2 protein-coding genes are annotated in these 19,273 nt (G+C 44.3%); both read left to right on the top strand.

What is annotated here, in order from left to right; all coding sequences use genetic code 11:
- The first annotated feature begins 110 nt into the window (after positions 1 to 110).
- Positions 111 to 15,041: an SdrD B-like domain-containing protein gene (locus tag ABMY35_RS01265; RefSeq protein ID WP_349284699.1), complete on the top strand. Its 14,931-nt coding sequence runs from the start codon at positions 111 to 113 to the stop codon at positions 15,039 to 15,041.
- On the top strand, positions 15,034 to 19,110 hold the full coding sequence (locus ABMY35_RS01260) for an OmpA family protein (RefSeq protein ID WP_349284698.1): 4,077 nt from the start codon (positions 15,034 to 15,036) through the stop codon (positions 19,108 to 19,110). Before ABMY35_RS01265 ends, ABMY35_RS01260 begins: the two co-directional genes overlap by 8 nt.
- Positions 19,111 to 19,273 lie beyond the last annotated feature (163 nt).

Genomic DNA, 19,273 nt, shown 5'->3' with positions numbered 1-19,273 from the left:
TGAAATTGTTTTAATTTTGTGCATATTACACTGGATTACACCCTCCTTTATCATTAGACTTCCCTGCTCGAATTGCGTTGTGTTTAATTTAGGTAAATTTGGTTCTAGGGATGTTTAGTAAGCTATTAAAGTTAATGTTATTGCCGCTTTTACTTTTAGCGAGTTCGGTGTGGGCAGTGGATATTCAAATATCTACGTTTGAAGACATAGATACCACAGTACCTCGTGGCGGAGAAGTCAGATATAACATCGAGTTTACTAACAGTGAAGAAGACACTGCAGAAAATGTTGTGGTTGAGTTCTTCATTCCAGAAACAACCAATTTTGTCTCGAGCACCAGAAGCTGCCAAGTGCAAGCCTACCTTGACGCGGGAAAATCACGAAATAAATTACGATGTGAGATGGGAAGCATAAGAGGGCGAACATCTGGCTCTTTGCAAATAACCATAATTACTACTGCTGCAACAGGCTTAACCATTGAACCTAGCGTACGTATTACTGCAGATAATGAAGATCCCTCTAAATTACTAAACAACGAAGAAACACAAAATACGTCAATCGTCGCGGGTGTTGATTTGGCTGTCACAACACTGACATCAGATCCATCGGATGTATACCTCAATCAAACTTACCAATATCGTGTTCAAGTTAAAAATAATGGGCCAGATGATGCTGCTAACGTGGTGTTAAAGCATACTTTACCAAGCTTTGCACAGTGGAACTCAGGAAGCAGCAAGACTTCAGGATGGAGCTGTAGTCGAACGAACCAAGTGATCACTTGTACTAAAGGTGCCTTGTCATCAGGGCAGAGTGCTTCACTAAGCTTCGCATCAAGTGTGACACAACTGGGGAGCGGAGTAGTAACGGCGAGTTCCGCGGTTTCAAGTGATACAGCCGAACTTGATAGTAGTAATAACAGTAAAACTGTGAATACAAAACTAAAAGAGCATGCCGATCTTGCAGTATCTGTGGCAACAATGATCCCAGGTTATTGGGGCATAGATCCAAATACGGCTCACAGTTATGAAATCACAGTTAGAAATTTAGGACCAAGTAGAGCATTAAAACCTATTATGACGTTCACTTTGAAAGATGGCATTACCTTTCAAAGTGTCACACCTGCAACAGGTTGGAGTTGTAATAGGAGCGGGCAACAAGTTTCTTGTAGTGCAACTTCTTTAGATATTAATGACAGCGATGTCATCATCGTGCGTGCATTATCTCCTCAAGTTAAAGGTCAGTATGTCTCTACAGCTAAGATTGCTACTGACAGCAATGGCGGCTCTGTAGACCTAAATAGCCGTAATAACTCAGCGAATGGCACGATTAATGTTGTTATTCCACAGACTCTCAGTGTCAGCAAAACAATTGATGGGGGTAGAAATTCTTTTGTAAGTGGTGAGCAATTTACCTTTAAGATTACTGTGACTAATAGTGGAGATACGAAAGAGTTAATCAACTTAGAGGATACGCTACCAAACCAAGTGGCTTTAATTTCTCCACTAAGTTCAGCCGTTACTTCAGATGACTTTAATTGTTCTGTGTCTGGCCAAAAAGTAACTTGTTTGCCAAAAGTCGCATCAATAGCGAAAGACCAAACTAAACAAGTTCAATTAACGGTTAGGGCTGTTTCTGTTGGGAATAGTATTACCAATACAGCTACTGTGACACAAAAGACAGGAGATGCTGCAACAGGCAGTGTTTCTTTTAATGTCGCCTCAAGCGCAGCGAAACTGGTTTTACAAAAGACCTCTAACTTGGCTTGGAATAATAAGAATTACATGGGCCAAACATTCAACTATTATCTGCAAGTTGAAAATACGGGAGCTGGCGCAGCGTCGAATGTTGCGCTTCAAGATACGCTAAGCGACGGCTATATCCCGGTTAGCTTTATATCTCAACGCAATGTGAATGGTACATGGCAAACATCCAGTGATTGGGTATGTTCAATCGCTTCGCCAACATTGAATTGTACTGCAAGTTCTATTGCGGCTTATACCAAGACGCGTGTCGTGTTAACTGTAAGAGCGCCTTATAACAATCAGCTTCCTCGAAATACTTTTTCCGTTGGGTATGGTGGTAATAACTTCCAAACTTCATACACGGGTTGGGGCTTTCAACCAATTAACCCTGTTAAATTAAGTGTTTCTAAAACAAAGCGTGCGAAAGATACTAAGAATACTAAGTTAGTCGCCAAAGGCGCTTTGATAGAGAGCATTATTAAAGTAAAAAATAATGGCGAAGGTGCAACACAAGGTACATTAACACTCGAAGATGCGCTTAAAGACGGGGAACAGTATGTCAGTGCCAGTGGTAGTAATTGGTCGTGTACACATCGAGAGCCATTAGCGAACGGGACTGGTGGCATTGTTTCTTGTGTGTTTAGTAATAAATTACAGGCCGGTACTCAAACCAACAAGGTGACCATTACCACTCGGGCTGTGGCTGAAGGCACATTAACTAACATTGCGACAGCCAAAGATGTGGGTGGTTCAGAGGTTAGTGCACAAAAAACTAAATCTATCACAAGCTCGCAAACTGCAGACCTTGCAATATCAAAAACAGTAGATAAAACATCACTGTCAGCAACTGAGAGTGAGCTGAATTATACGTTAACAGTGAGTAATCTTTCAGGTTCAAATATCACTGGAAACGATATAAAAATTAGTTCAAATACAGGCAAAGCAGCCGTTTTGATAACGGATGACTTTACCGCAACGTTTAAATCGAAATACGACAGTCAAGCAACCGCTATTCGCTTTCCTAGCACAGTAACCAGTTCACGCGGTAGTCAATTTAGCTGTCAAAGCAAAGAGACTGGTAGCTTTGAAAATACCAAGACACAAATCTTATGTCATCTAGTCAAAAATGAAGTGTTTGCTGTTGGTGATCAAGTTCAAGTCCCAATTACCGTCGCGCGTCCATTTGTATTGACTAATGGGCAAGTTATCAATGAAGCCTCAGTATCATCACATACTCATTTAGATCTTGAAACGGCAAATAATACGGCCCAAGTTGCAAGCAATGTTGCAGCTAAATTTGATGTTGCAGTCACTCAAGTGAGCTATGCGCAAAACCCTGTTAGCACAGGCGATAACGCCATCATGACCATTGAGCTAGCCAACCTTGGGGCGAGTAAAGCGTCAGGTGTTGAGCTAGTTCATACATTTACCAAACCGGCAGCGAATACATTTACTTTTATTAGTAGCCGCTTTTCAAGAAGCGGACAAAGCAATGTTTGTAGTTTTAATTCTGCGGTGAATAGGCTGACTTGTAATATCGGGGAACTGGCAAGTAACGAGGCGCAAACAGTTGTGGTGACAGTTTTACCAAAAAGTGCTTCTAATCGAATGGATTGGCGACTTGATGGGACATCTGTGATCAGTGCTGACAATATGCAGTTTGATAATTTATCGAGTAACAACAGCAAATCTCAGGCCTTGCAAGTAAACACACGTACAGCAAACCTAAAAATTGAAAATAATGATATTGATGATCCGCTAGGTTGGTACCCAAGCCCAAGAGGATTTCCAGGCTCTCTTGATAACATTGTGGTCTATAAAGTTGACCTAGAATACTTAACTGATAACGATGGTAATACATCTGTTGCTAGTGGCGTAGGGTATGACTTTCAAGTGACCCCTAAGGGTGTCAATCAAACCCTTAAATTTTTATGTGATAGCGGTGCCAATAATACTTGCTCAGTCTCTCAAGCACGCTGTAGTAATACTGGGCAAAGTTTCACAGGGCAAACAACGTTTAACTGTAGAGGGCCAGAAAACAGCAGTGATAGCAGCTTAGAAGAGTATGAGCTTCGAGAAAATACCGCTGGCAATAATGCAATTTATACCCGCTATATGTTTTTTGAAGTGATTTCTCGCCCTTCGACTACCGGTGAAGTAGCAGAAACGTTGGCCACTATTTTCTCAAATGAAAAAGACAATGTACCTGCTAATAATAGCGAAGCTGAGAAAACCTCTATTCGAGTGGCTGTAGACTTATCCCTCACTAAAGAAGCATCTGTGCCTCAAGTTGCAGTGGGGAGTGAGTTTGAATATATCATCAAAGTAAGTAATGCAGGCCCGGGTGATAGCGCAGGCAACGTTGTTTATGATTATCTGCCAACTTACTTGAGCTTAAATGGTGCAGTCAGTACTTCTAAAGGCGTATGTACTGCAAGTCGAGCTACCGCACCTAGCAGCAGCCAAGTAACTGACTTTATTCGTTGTGATATTGATCTGATTGCGATGAATGAAACGCCAATTGAAATTCGTGTTCCCGTTAAGCTCAATAGTATGCCGAGTGGTGAACAAGTCGTGAATGAAGCATGGATTGAAACAAAAGGCTTTGATACCAATAAGACGAATAATCGAAACTCTGCGACTACGCCTGTAGTCAAAGGCATTATCTCAGGTAAGGTGTTTTTCGACTTACAAAATGATGGCGTATTTTCGAGTACAACAGACAATGGGTTAGTAAATATTCAAATCTTATTGAATGGTAACCTAGATGCTGGTGGCAGTATCACGCAAAAAAGTGTGATGACGAACGGATCTGGTGAGTTTTCTTTTACTGATCTTGCTCCAGGCACTTATACACTGACGCAACCTACCCAATCAGCCTTAAATCAATACCTAGATGGTAAAGATAGCCGTAGCGGTGAAATTTTAGCGAACAGTGAGAATAGCGATCTAATCTCAAATATTCGCCTTACAGCAGGTAGCTCATCATTAAATCATACATTTGCAGAGCGTGGCGCTGCATCAGTAAGTGGTTATGTTTGGGTTGATGAAAATGATAATGGCTTTAAAGAGGCTGCAGAAACCAGCGGTATCGAAAATGTCACCCTGACTTTAACTGGTACAGACATACACAGTAAAAGTGTGACTTTAACTACTCAAACCAATGCGCAAGGCTTTTACCTTATTGATGGCTTTACTGGCGGTAATTACCGTCTGACACAAACTCAACCAAGCGAATACAATGATGGTTTAGAAAGTGAGGCTGGTGCTGTTATCGAGAATACGCGCGGCACAGATGTTATCCAGTTAGGGACGGTAACAAATAAAGCTAAGTTAGAAAATCGAAATTTTGCTGAATTATTAAAAGTGCAGCCTGCGAGTTTATCGGGTCGTGTATTTGTAGATGCTAATGAAAACAATATGTTTGATGGTGCAGAAGCTGGTATTCAGAATATTGTTATCCAATTAACAGGTACTGATCATACTGGTGCCACGGTTGATAAGCGTGAAACAACCGACGCAGATGGCACTTATAGATTTAGCGATATTCAGCCTAGTAATGCCAGTGGTTATACATTAACGCAGCTATCACAAGATATTTTGGTCGCTAATTATGAAGATGGCGCAGAAAGTATCGCTTCATCTGTTGTTGCGCAACCAAGTGCGGGTGACAGCTTGAGTGTTAACCTTGCTTCAGGACAGACGCTATCTGAATATAACTTTGCCGAATTAACGCTTTCTAGAGAAGGCATTATCGCGGGTTACGTTTATATCGACAGTAATGATGACGGTATAAAAGCAAGTGAAGAGCTGCCACTAGAAAACGTACAGTTTACGCTTTCTGGTATAACCATCAGCGGTAAAGCAATCAGTAATGTTCAGGTTGTGAGTAATGCCTCAGGTCGATTTGAATTCACGGGTCTTGAACCTAGTAACTCAGAAGGTTACAAGGTGACACAAACATCACCGCAACACTATGTAGATGGCCTTGAGCGTTTTAATCGCACAGAAGTGGCAGGGTCTCGCAGCACAGATGAAATCACGAAAATTACATTAACACGTAAACAAATTCGTGAAGATCTGTATTTTGCTGAATTGATCCCACCGACCAATAAAAAGATCGTGGCGAAAGTGCTGCTTGATATTAATCAAGATGGTACTTTCAATGGCGAAGATACATGGCTACAAGGTGTTAATGTAACGCTTACTGGCACAAACGTGTTCGGTCAGCAGTTAAATATTACCCGAGCAACAGATCAAAATGGTGTTGTTGAATTTACTGAGTTACACCCTGCAAAAGTTGCTGCGCAATACACGCTAACGCAAGCTGTTGTTGCTGAGTATGCGGATGGTAAAGACTATTTAAATAGCATCGAAGTAGCTGATCATAGCGTTGATAAAGTTGTGATCACGATACTAAATTCAACACCGACAATATTATTTACTGAAAAGCCGAAAATTGGTGATAGACAGGTATCCGGTCGCGTATTCCTAGACACGTTACAAGATGGTGAACTTGAAACTGCTGAACTAGATAAAGCACTTGAAAACATCAAAGTAACGCTTATCGGTAAAGACAAGTTTGGTCGCGAGGTGTCACTAACGCGCACTACAGACATCAACGGTCAGTACGAGTTTGCAGGCTTAACAGAAGCAAATGCTGATGGTTACTCTGTAGCTGCAACTTTCTCAGGCAAAACTGAAAATGAGAACGGTAAAGATTACCTTATCATTGGTGCAAACCGCACTGAGTCAAACACAGCAAACAGCATAGTTAAAGTTGACTTAACGGGTGCAAACAAATCAGCAACCGTATATTTCACAGAAGAACTGAAGCCAGTTAATTACCAAGTATCAGGTCGTGTCTTCCTAGATACTTTACAAGACGGAGAACTTGAAGCTGCTGAGCTTGATAAAGCGCTTGAAAACATCACAGTTACGTTGACGGGTAAAGACAAGTTTGGCCGCGAGGTGTCACTAACGCGCACTACAGACATCAACGGTCAGTACGAGTTTGCAGATTTAACCGAAGCGAATGCTGATGGTTACTCTGTAGCTGCAACTTTCTCAGGCAAAACTGAAAATGAGAACGGTAAAGATTACCTTATCATTGGTGCAAACCGCACTGAGTCAAACACAGCAAACAGCATAGTTAAAGTTGACTTAACGGGTGCAAACAAATCAGCAACCGTAGATTTTACTGAAAAACTGAAGCCAGTTAGTTACGAAGTATCAGGTCGTGTCTTCCTAGATACTTTACAAGATGGTGAATTAGAAACAGTTGAGCTAGATGAGGCTATTAAAGACATCGCTGTCACGTTAACTGGTCAAGATATCTTTGGCCGCGCAGTGTCGCTAACCCGCACCACAGATATGAATGGCCTTTACGCATTCGATAACCTAGTCGAAGCCAATGCTGATGGGTACACCGTATCAGCCGCTTTCTCTGGCAATGCGTTGAATGAAAATGGTCAAGACTATTTAAACATTGGTGCTACTCGAACCGAGTCGGATACGGCAAACAGTATCGTCAAAGTTGATCTAACGGGTGCAAACAAATCAGCTATCGTAGATTTTACTGAAAAACTGAAGCCAGTTAATTACGAAGTATCAGGTCGTGTATTCCTAGATACCTTACAAGACGGTGAACTTGAAACTACCGAGCTTGATAAAGCACTTGATAACATCACAGTCACGTTAACGGGTAAAGACAAGTTTGGTCGCGATGTATTACTAACGCGCAACACAGACATCAACGGCCAGTACACGTTTGCAGATTTAACCGAAGCGAATGCTGATGGTTACAGCGTGACAGCAATACAGTCTGGTCTTGCAAACCACTTAGACGGAAAAGAGTACTTGGTTGTGGGCGCAAGTAGCACTGGATCACAAACTGCAAACAATACGGTTGTGGTTGATCTAACGGCTAATACACGCTCAGCAACAGTGGACTTCACCGAGCAACTAGGCACAATTACTTATTCGATTTCAGGTCGCGTATTCCTAGACACGCTACAAGACGGAGAACTTGAAGCTGCTGAGCTTGATAAAGCGCTTGAAAACATCACAGTTACGTTGACAGGTAAAGACAAGTTTGGCCGCACGGTGTCACTAACACGCACTACAGATACGAACGGTCAGTACGCGTTTGCTGATTTAGCTGAAGCGAATGCTGATGGTTACAGCGTGACAGCAACACAGTCAGGCCTTACAAATCACCAAGACGGTAAAGACCACTTGATTGTTGGTGCAAATCGCACTGGATCGCAAACTGCAAGCAACACAGTTGTGGTTGATTTAACTGCAAATACACGCTCAGCAACCGTGGACTTCACCGAGCAACTAGGCACAATTCCTTATTCAATCTCAGGTCGTGTATTCCTAGACACGCTACAAGACGGAGAACTTGAAGCTGCTGAGCTTGATAAAGCACTTGAGAACATCACAGTTACGCTGACTGGTAAAGACAAGTTCGGTCGCGCGGTGTCACTAACGCGAACCACAGATACCAATGGTCAGTTCGAGTTTGCAGACTTAACCGAAGCAAACAAAGATGGCTATTCAATCACAGCTACATTCTCGGGTAGCGCAGCGCATAAAGTTGGTAAGTACTATGTTGCCATTGGCACAAATCGCACTGGCTCAAACGTTGATAGTAGTACTGTAAACGTCGATCTTAGTGGCGTGAACAAGTCAGTGATCGTAGATTTCACAGAAAAACTGAAGCCAGTTAATTACGAAGTATCAGGTCGCGTTTTCCTAGATACTTTGCAAGACGGTGAATTAGAAACAGCAGAGTTAGATGAGGCTATTAAAGACATCGCTGTCACGTTAACTGGTCAAGATATCTTTGGTCGCGCAGTGTCACTAACACGCACCACAGATATCAATGGTCAGTACGAGTTTGCAGACTTAACAGAAGCAAATGATGATGGTTACTCAGTAGCTGCAACTTTCTCAGGTAACACTGAAAACGAGAACGGTAAAGATTACCTAATCATCGGTGCAAACCGCACTGAGTCAAACACGGTAAACAGCAGTGTCAAAGTTGACTTAACGGGTGCAAACAAATCAGCAACCGTAGACTTTACTGAAAAACTGAAGCCAGTTGATTATGAAGTATCTGGTCGTGTCTTCCTAGATACCTTGCAAGACGGCAAATTAGAAACAGCTGAGTTAGATGAGGCTATTAAAGACATCGTTATCACGTTAACTGGACAAGATATCTTTGGCCGCGCAGTGTCGCTAACCCGCACTACAGATGTGAACGGACAATATGCGTTTACTGATTTAACCGAAGCGAATACTGATGGTTACAGCGTGACAGCAACACAGTCAGGTCTGACAAATCATTTAGACGGTAAAGACTACTTGGTTGTAGGTGCAAATCGCATCGGATCGCAAGCTTCAAGCAACACAGTTGTGATTGATTTAACTGCTGGTACACGTTTAGTAACAGTGGACTTTACAGAGCAGTTAGAGCCAGAAAATCGCAGTATTTCTGGCCGTGTATTCCTAGACACCTTACAAGATGGTGAACTTGAAGTAGCTGAGCTAGACAAAGCCCTTGAAAGCATCACAATCACGCTGACAGGTAAAGACACCTTTGGTCGCACTGTATCGCACACTCAAGCAACCAAAGTTGACGGTGCTTACTCGTTCATAGGTTTAACAGCGGCGAATGATGCGGGTTACACGGTAACAGCAGCGCAATCAGGAATTTCTAAACAACTAAATGGTCAAGATTATTTAATCTTAGGCGCTGCGAAAACAGCCTCAAATACAGCTAACAATTCAGTCATTGTGGCATTGTCAGGCAACACAGAGACTGCTGGTGTTGATTTCACAGAGATGTTAGCTGATGAAGAGCGTCGTATAACTGGTCGTGTGTTCTTAGATACTCAACAAGATGGTGAGCTTGAAGCGGCAGAGCTAGATAAAGCGCTCGAAAATATTACAGTCACACTGACAGGTAACGACATCTTTGGCCGCTCTGTATCTCGCACTCAAACAACCCAAACGGATGGTATATACACATTCACAGGTTTAACGGCGGCTAATGATGCGGGTTATAAGCTTCAAGCGAGTTCTGGCGGTTATGTGAATGGTAAAGATTATCTAACCACATCAGGTGTAACGACTATATCTGACATGTCTGACAACGCCGTTCTAGTAAAGTTAAGCGGTTCGAATGAGCAAGCAACGGTTGATTTCACTGAATTACCAAAAGCAGGCGAAGGTCAAATCACAGGTCGTGTATTCTTTGATGCTCAGCAAGATGGTGAGTTAGAAGCTGTTGAATTAGATAAACCGCTATCGGCTGTGTCAATCTCACTTGTAGGTACAGATATTTATGGTCGTACCGTAACGTTCCAGACGCAAACCAATGAGCTAGGTCAATTTAACTTCGCCAATTTAACTGCTGCGAATGATGCAGGCTACACAGTTACAGCGGGCTCTGGTGGCTTTAGCAATGGTCTTGATTACTTAACCATTGCAAGGTCAACAACCCAGCTAGATGCAGAAAATAACGCCATTGCAGTGAAGCTAACTGAAACAACGCTAACAGCAAACATTGACTTCACTGAGCAACCAGATGATGGCACTAAAACGATCCGCGGCTCTGTGTTTGTTGATACCGAGCAAGATGGTCAATTCGAGGCTGCTAAAGGCGATAGTGCATTAACACAAGTGATGGTGACCCTTACTGGTCGGGATCAATATGGTCGTGAGGTCAATCAAACTGCGCAAACTGATGCCCAAGGTGGCTTTGAGTTTACCCGCTTACATGAAGCAGATAGCACAGGTTATGTGATCACACATGCACTTGTATCGCCATATCGTGATGGTTTTGATTACCAAGATGGCGCACGCACAGCGAAACAACCTGACACTGAGCACACCCATGGTATTCGCTTTGAGTCACAAGAGACGGTTGTGTATGACATGACAGAACGCTTACCTGCCAATGAAGGGGTTATTTCTGGGCAATTGATTCTCGATATTAATCAGAATGGTCGTTTAGAGGAACAGGATATCGTCATTACTGATGCTCAGATCACGTTAACGGGTATAGATCTATTAGCGCGTGATGTGTCTCTATCGGTGCAAACAGATGCACAAGGGCGTTTTGAATTTACGCAATTATTTGCATCAAATAATCAAGGTTATCAACTCGCGCATCAACAAGTTACGCCTTACTTAGACGGGCTTGATTATCTAGACAGTAAGCAAGTTGATTCAACAGATGATGTGATTGCAAATATTGCTGTAACTGCTGCGTCACGTACGTCATTGTTACTAACCGAGCAGTTGCCTGAAAACACCGCTAAGATATCGGGCCGCGTGTTTGTGGATATCGCTCAAAACGGTGTGTTTGAAGCACAAGACGTGGTGTTACCTCAAGTCACCTTGCAGTTGTCTGGCCAAAACGTATTAGGTCAAAGCATATCGCTTACTACCCAGACTGATGAGCAAGGTGACTTTAGCTTCGAGCAGTTGTATGCATCTGATGCTGCGGGCTATCAAGTAAATCAAGTACAGCCTGCACAGTATATTGATGGTGCTGATTACTTAAATACGCAACGTATTTCAGAGCAAAATGATTTGATCTCTGTTCTGGTTCTGAATGCGGGTCAGCAGCAAACGTCGCTGATTTTCACTGAGCAATTTAATGAATTAGGCAGTATTGCTGCACAGGTTTATTTAGATGCGGATCAGAATGGTGTACCAAGTGACACAGAGCTAGGCCTACCAGCTGTTACTGTGACATTAGTCGGGACTGATATTTATGGTCGTGAAGTCTCGCTTGAACAGCCAACAAATGAGCAAGGCATTGTTAAGTTTGAAGGGCTTGCTGCCAGTGACACGCAAGGTTATGTGTTAATCCAGTCTCAGCCGGAAGGTTACTTTGATGGTAAAGAATCTGATCAAGGTGTAGTACTTGCTGAAAATAACGATCAGTTCAGCATTACACTTGCGCCTGAACAACAAAGAACAGGACTTGCTTTTGCGGAGCTTGAAGCGGGTAGTATTGCTGGTCATGTTTATGTCGATAGTGATAACAGCGGTACATTTGCAAATGATGCAGATCGTGCAATTGCTTATGTGACATTAACGCTAAAAGGTAATGACTTATTTGGTCAGTCGCTAGAGCGTCAGGTTCAAACTGATATTGATGGCGCATACCAGTTTACTGGTTTGCCACCAAGCGATGGCAACGGGTATCAGGTAAGCCAAGCACAACCAGAGTTCTACCTTGATGGCTTGGATTATATTGCTGGCGTTGTTGTTGAAAACTCAGCGCAAACAGATGTTATTTATGTTGGCGTATTAAAATCAGCTGAGCAAATCAACAACATAGACTTTACAGAAGCGTATGGCCTTGCGGTGATGGGCTATGTGTTTGTTGATAAACAAGACCAAGGTGTTTTAACGCTGGCAGACGATATGTCAGAGATTGCAATTGCCAACAGCGAAATCACGCTCACAGGCTATGACTACCGAGGTCAGTCGGTTGAAATGACCACCACTACCGACGAAAACGGTCAATATCGTTTTGAAAAACTTGCACCGAGTGATGAGCAAGGTTATGCGATTTCGCAGACCACTCAGCCAAGCGATTACATCGATGGTTCTGAGTCACTTAACGAAGAAGTGTTTGCCAACTCGAAAGGTCGTGACGACATCTTTACGGTAGAGCTAAAAGAGTTACAAACCTTCGGCATGTATAACTTTGCTGAGCTACCTCGAGCTTCATTGGCTGGTGCCGTATATGTTGATAGCAACGAAGACGGTGTGCTTAATGACTCGGAACAGTTACGTGTTGGCAATGTTGAAATCACCCTAGAGGGCACAACCTTAGAGGGTGAAGCGGTGAACCTGACAGTGCGCACTGATGAGCAAGGGGAATACTTGTTCGACTACCTTCGCCCAGGCCAATACAGCATTACTCAAACTCAACCATCAGCATGGTTAGACGGTGAAGAGCAACTTGGTTCATTAGGCGGTGAAGTCGGTCAAGACACCTTCACGAATATCAACTTAGAGCTTGGCGTAAAAGGAGCTGGTTACTACTTTGCTGAGCGTGGTAGTCACCTAAGCGGTACGGTTTATGTCGATTTAAATGACAATGGTACTCAAGAAAATAATGAGCTGGGTCTTGCGAATACACAGCTAGTTATTTCGGGTACCGATTTAGACGGTCAGCCTGTGCAACGTGAAGTACTTACTGACGGGTATGGCCGTTACCAGTTTAAGCAACTACCTCTGAGTGGTGGTGAAGGTTTTACTATCACCGAAACACAACCTGAGAATACCCAAGATGGTCTGGACAGCATTGGTAGTATTGGCGGTGTTCAAGAGCAAAATGACGAGCTGAAGCACATTCAGATCAGCGAGCACGTTACTCATGGCGTTGACTATAACTTCGGTGAGCAACTGATGGATCCGGCGAGTATCAGTGGTCTAGTTTGGCTCGATAAAAACCATAACCGTGCCAAAGATGACAACAACGGTCAGTCGGGTTGGATAGTCGAGCTTTTACTTGACCCGCAAACGGGTGAAGCAAATCCATTAGACGAAGAGCCGTTGGCAACCACGACTTCGGATGAAAATGGTCGCTACACATTTGCAGGCCTACCAGTTGGTATCTACGAAATTCGTTTCCGCCACCCTCAAGGTGGGGTTATTTACGGCACACCTGTGACTGATGATCCTGACGCATCGAGTGAGAAAGGCACCATCTTAAACCTTCGCTTAAGTGCTGGTGAAGAGGTCGATAACCAGTCATTACCAATTGATCCATCGGGCGTGGTGTACAATGCGCAAACGCGTAAGCCAATTCAAGGTGCGATCGTGAAGATCATTGGCCCAGCAGGCTTTGAACCAGATCTACACTTGGTAGGGGGCAGTGCGAACGTTGAACAAACGACCGCAGAAGATGGTTTCTATCAGTTCTTATTCTTCTCACAAGCACCAACGGGAATTTACCGTTTAGAAGTCACCGAACCAGTTGGTTACTTAGCAGGGGGCTCAACACAGATCCCTGTGTGTGAAAACACCTTAACCGCGGGTGCGAGTAAGTTACCTATATTGGTGCATTTTGAAGAGTTGGTACCACAGTTAGACGCACCAATTCATGATCCGAGCGCGTGTGTGGCACATTCAGATCAGATCACTCAAAACAACACCAGTACTCAGTACTATCAGAGCTTCTATATCGATCCTACGTTACCATCTGGCAATGTGGTGAATAACCATATTCCGCTCGACCCGTACGGTGATGACATGGTGCAGGTAAGTAAAACGGCATTAAAACAAGATGTGGTGATTGGTGAGCTAGTGCCTTATCAGATCAGCTACAAGAACCGTTCGAGTGAGACATTAGCGCCACTTTCTTTAATCGACCAACTACCAGCTGGCCTGAAATATGTACCGGGTAGTGCCCGTGTTGATGGTTTTACCAAAGAACCTGAAGTACTTGGTCGCGTACTACGTTGGCACAGTTACAGGCTGGCTCCTGAGCAAGTGATAAACATCGAGCTGATGGTTGTGGTGGGCAGTGGTGTAAGCCAAGGCACTTATATCAATCAAGCATGGAGCGAGTTTATTGGTGGTCAGCATTCACTTGATAGCGGTTGGCGTATTTCAAATATTGCCACTGCAGCTGTGCGTGTTATTCCAGATCCGGTATTCGACTGTAGTGACTTGAGCGGTAAAGTATTTAATGACCTCAACCGCAATGGCTATCAAGATGGCGATGAAAAGGGTCTACCTGCGGTGCGTTTAGCCACGGCACAAGGCTTGTGGATCACCACCGACGAGCATGGCCGTTATCACTTAGCCTGTGCCGATATTCCAAATGCGGTTCGTGGTAGCAACTTCATCGTTAAAGTCGATGAGCGTAGCTTACCGACTGGTGTACGTATTGTGTCTGAAAACCCACGTGTAGTGCGTTTAACGCGTGGTAAATCACAGCAAGTTGATTTTGCCGCCAATATTCACCGAGTGGCGCGTATTCAACTGACACCAAGCGCGTTTGTTGAAAACCAACTTGCTGATGATTACGAAACACGTTTATTGGCATTACTTGATGCGCTAGATACACGCCCAACGGTGATCCGTGTGGCTTATCAGGCCAAGCCGTCACTACAGACAGATCAACAACTGAACAACTTAAAGCACTGGCTAAGCGAACAAGCTGAGCTCAGAGAATTACAGCTAACCATAGAAACAGAAATGACCCCAGTAGCAATTCCTACCTTGTCTTCTCTAACTAAGGAGACAAGCCATGACTAAATTACCTTCATTGAGCCCAATTATGCTTGGGCTAGTTTTGGGCCTGCCAGCTTATGTGCAGGCTGAGGAAGCGCAACCCGTATTACCTAAAGCTGGGGTGGCGAAAAACACCGAGCAAGTGTTAGTACAAAAACACTTTGTATTTCATGGTCTAGCCGCACCAACCCCTAAAACGGTGCAAGAAGACTACACAGAGCAAAGCGATCATAAAGCGGAGTTTGTAGAAGAGTCGGCCATTCGCTTCGTATCGGGTAAGCATTACTTAACCGGCTCAACACGTCGTGAAATGAATCGTATTGTGGATTTTTTACGTGGTAAAAAGCAGCTGCGTATTCATTTTATTGGTCATGCCGACTCACAACGCTTAAGTCCCAGAGCGAAGAAGATCTATAAAACTAACCAAGGCTTGTCTGAGCACCGAGCGAAAATTGTATCCGAGTTCTTCCGTCAGCAATTAGAACTCGATCCGTCGGTGCTCACCACAGAAGGTCGCTCTAATCACGAACCAGTCGCAGATAACGGCACGCTTGAAGGTATGGCGAGAAACCGCCGCGTAGAAGTCATTGCCGTCTACATTAAAGAAAAAACCAAAACCCGTGAAGTCATGGGAGCCATGCCGAGTCGTGAGCTGGTTTGTCAGGGGGCGCTTGCTAATGCTGCACCTATGATGATCACATTAGATGGTGAAGCGTTTTCTGATCAAGACAGCAGTAATAACGCCGATGAACAGCGTTGTGCTGACGTTGCATTAGCCAACATGCAACTGCAACTGAAGTACGATCCAATTAACCTTATTCCACGTTTGAGTGTTCAGCATGCACTCACTAAGTCGGGCAATACCCTGATGATGCACTTGCGTGGTTACAGCAATTACGATGCATTTATTGATTATGCAGAAGTGCAGATCATGGCGCCGGATGGTCGTTCAATTCTAACCAAGGTTAAATTAGACAAAAATCACAATGGTAAATGGCGACTACCGGGCAACTTGCTAGGTATGAGTTTGCAGTATCGTCTGCGTGTTTACGATAAACACGGTCGCTACGACGATACACAAATGCAGCAAGTAGACTTTAGACCGCGCTTTGCGGTCGAAGCTGAAAAAGTTGATGGCTACTTGATGACCGCCTACGGCGAGTCACAGATTGCACAAAAGAATATCAAGCTCAATGGCGGCATGTTGACTCTGTACGGTGAGCAAGTGCCAGATCGCCATAACGTGTATTTCTTAGGGCGCACCGTTGCCATTACCCGTGAGCGTAAGTTTGTGCATCAACAAATTGTCCATACCGGTTTCCATCGTGCCGAAGTTGCGGTACTTGATGGTGACGGTAACGGCCATTTAATTCACCGCGACTTGGAGCTGCCAGAAAGCGATTGGTTTTATGTGGCGATGGCTGATCTGACACTGGGTCAAAACAGTCATAATGGGCCTGTTGAGCTACTTTCTAGCGATCACAATAAAGATGGCAATTTATTCGCAACGGGTCGTTTAGCCGGTTACATCACAGGTAAATGGCGCGACGAATACAAGGTCACTGCTCGGATCGACACTCAAGAGCAGCCAGTCAATAAACTGCTATCTGGGTTACATGAAAAAGATCCGAATAGCCTTTTCCGTCGCTTAGAAGAAGAGCAGCACCCAGCCGAATATGGCGATGATTCAGTGGTGCAAGATGATGCGCCTTCAAACGGTAAGGTGTATTTAAAAATCGCCAAAGATGACTCGCACGTGATGTGGGGTAACTTCTTTACTAAGATCCAAGATACCGAGCTGGCGCGAGTTGAGCGCGGCTTATACGGTTTACAAACTCAGTATCAGAGCGAAGCAAAAACCAGTTTTATGGATGCAAGCACCCAAGCGCAAGTGTTTGTTGCTCAAGCTGAAACCATGCCTGCATTTGAATCTCATCGCGCGACAGGTGGTTCACTCTATTACTTACAGCATCAAGATATTGTGCGCGGCTCAGAGCAGCTTGCCATTGAAGTACGTGACAAAACCTCAGGCTTAGTGCTAGTCAGGCGCTCGCTGATGGCAGGGCAAGATTACGACATTGATGCGTTGCAAGGCCGAGTTATTCTAAATCGCCCGCTGTCGTCATTCGAACAAGACGACCTGGTGGTGCGCGCCGCAGCCATGGATGCCAATCCGGTATTCTTAACGGCGCAATACGAATTTACCCCAGGTTTTGATGAGCTCGACAACCTCTCTTACGGTGCGCGTGTTAGTCATTGGCTAACCGAGCAAGTCAAAGTCGGTGCGACACTGAGCGAGCAGCAACTCGATAGTCACGATGACAGCTTATATGCCCTAGATGCCACTTATCGACTGAGCGAGCACAGCTATGTAAAAGTTGAAGTCGCCCAATCAGAGGGCATTGGCGAAACACTGAACTCATTTAATGGCGGCATGAATTTTAATCCGGTGCAATCGGGCATGTTACCTGTAAAAGCCAATGCGCAGCGCATTGAAGCGGCATTCTCTCTGGCCGACTTATTTACTCAAAATAATGATGAGGCAGAAGAGGCATCTCGTCTGCAATTCTATTGGCAGAAAATGCAAGCGGGCTTCTCGGGCGTAGGCCAAACCAGTCGCACCGATACCACGCTTGCAGGTATTAAAGGTGAGTTTGAGCTCAGTGATGACACACAGTTAATCGTCAAAGCCGATCAAAATAAACAACAAGCGCTTGAACAGCGTCAAGCAGTAGAAGTGAATGTTGCTCATCAGGTGAGTGACAATTGGCAAGCAACCGCAGGTATTCGTCATGACGATAGAGAGCCATTACAGGTGCTTGCTAATTCAACACCTTCGCCGCTCAACCTAGATCAAGGTGCGCGCACCGATGCGGTTGTACAACTTGACTACCAAGGTACAACCGATTGGCAGGCCTATGGTTTTGTACAAGCTACTTTGAATAGCGAGTCGAGCAGGTTGCGTAATAATCGAGTTGGTCTAGGTGGTGAAATTCAGTTGACTGAAAAGCTGGCTCTTAATGGTGAAATCTCTGACGGTAACTTGGGCTTGGCTGGAAAAGTCGGGGTCAGCTATGACTATGCGCCAGAAAGCAATATTTATGTAGATTTTAGTGATGACCCTGATGGCGGCATTATTACTCAAGGCAAACAAAAAAACTGGGTAACGGGTGCTAAGCATCGCTTTAACGATAGTACTAGCATGTATGCCGAGCAATTATGGCAATCACAAGCGCAACAGCAAGGACTAACTCACGCTTACGGTATTGATCATCAAATCAATAGTCGTTGGCTGGTCGGGGTGAACTTTGAGACGGGTGAACTAGAAAGTGACACCAGTAAAGTGCAGCGTGACGGTACAGGACTGTCAATTAGTTATACTTCGCCGATTTTCCAGTGGCGCAGTGCCATTGAATATCGTGAAGATCAAGACAGCACTCAAACTCGCACGTCGTGGTTAACGCGTCAAAACTTACGTGCCAACTTAAACGAAAATTGGCGCGCACAATTGCGCTTTGATTGGGCGAAGAGTGATTCATCTCAACAAGCCGAAGTGGGCGCGTTGAATAGCGACTTTACTGAAGCACAGTTTGGAGTTGCATATCGACCATTAAAAGCGAGCCCTTGGTCGGGACTTGCGTCAGTGACTTATCTCGAAGATTTAGCACCCGCAGGGCAGCTAAATGGTATTGGCCTTGATAATACACCACAGCAACGCAGTCGAGTTTGGGCAGTGGACGTGAATTATCAGCTCACACCTAAATGGCGTTTCGGTACTAAACTCGCTGAGCGTCATGGTGAAATGCGCATGCGTGATGGCAACAGTCCATGGTTCGACTCAACTGCATCACTCCAAGTGTTTAGAGCCGACTACCATTTACAACATAACTGGGATGCTACATTAGAATGGCGCCGCCTAGCCGTAGACTTGGCACAAGATCAACGCGAAGGCGCTTTAATTAGTATTCATCGCCACATTGGTGAACACATGAAGTTAGGTGTGGGCTACAACTTTACCGATTTCTCTGATGATCTCACTGATTTAGACTACGACTCAAAAGGTTGGTTTATCAACATAGTGGGTAAATTCTAAAGTAGGCAAAAAACTCTCTGATTGGCTGCTTAATCGCGGCCTTTTTTGTAAGTCGTAGTTCACGGTGACAATTTGCATTTTGGCTCTGTGCTTTGTCGGGCTATAGCCGCGACCTACAGTTAAAACAAGCAATTGTATTTTAGGTGCAATTTTACATCGCGTA

The sequence above is a fragment of the Pseudoalteromonas sp. BZB3 genome, from assembly GCF_040104455.1.
GTDB lineage: Bacteria > Pseudomonadota > Gammaproteobacteria > Enterobacterales > Alteromonadaceae > Pseudoalteromonas.
This window is presented reverse-complemented; position numbering and strand designations above follow the sequence as displayed.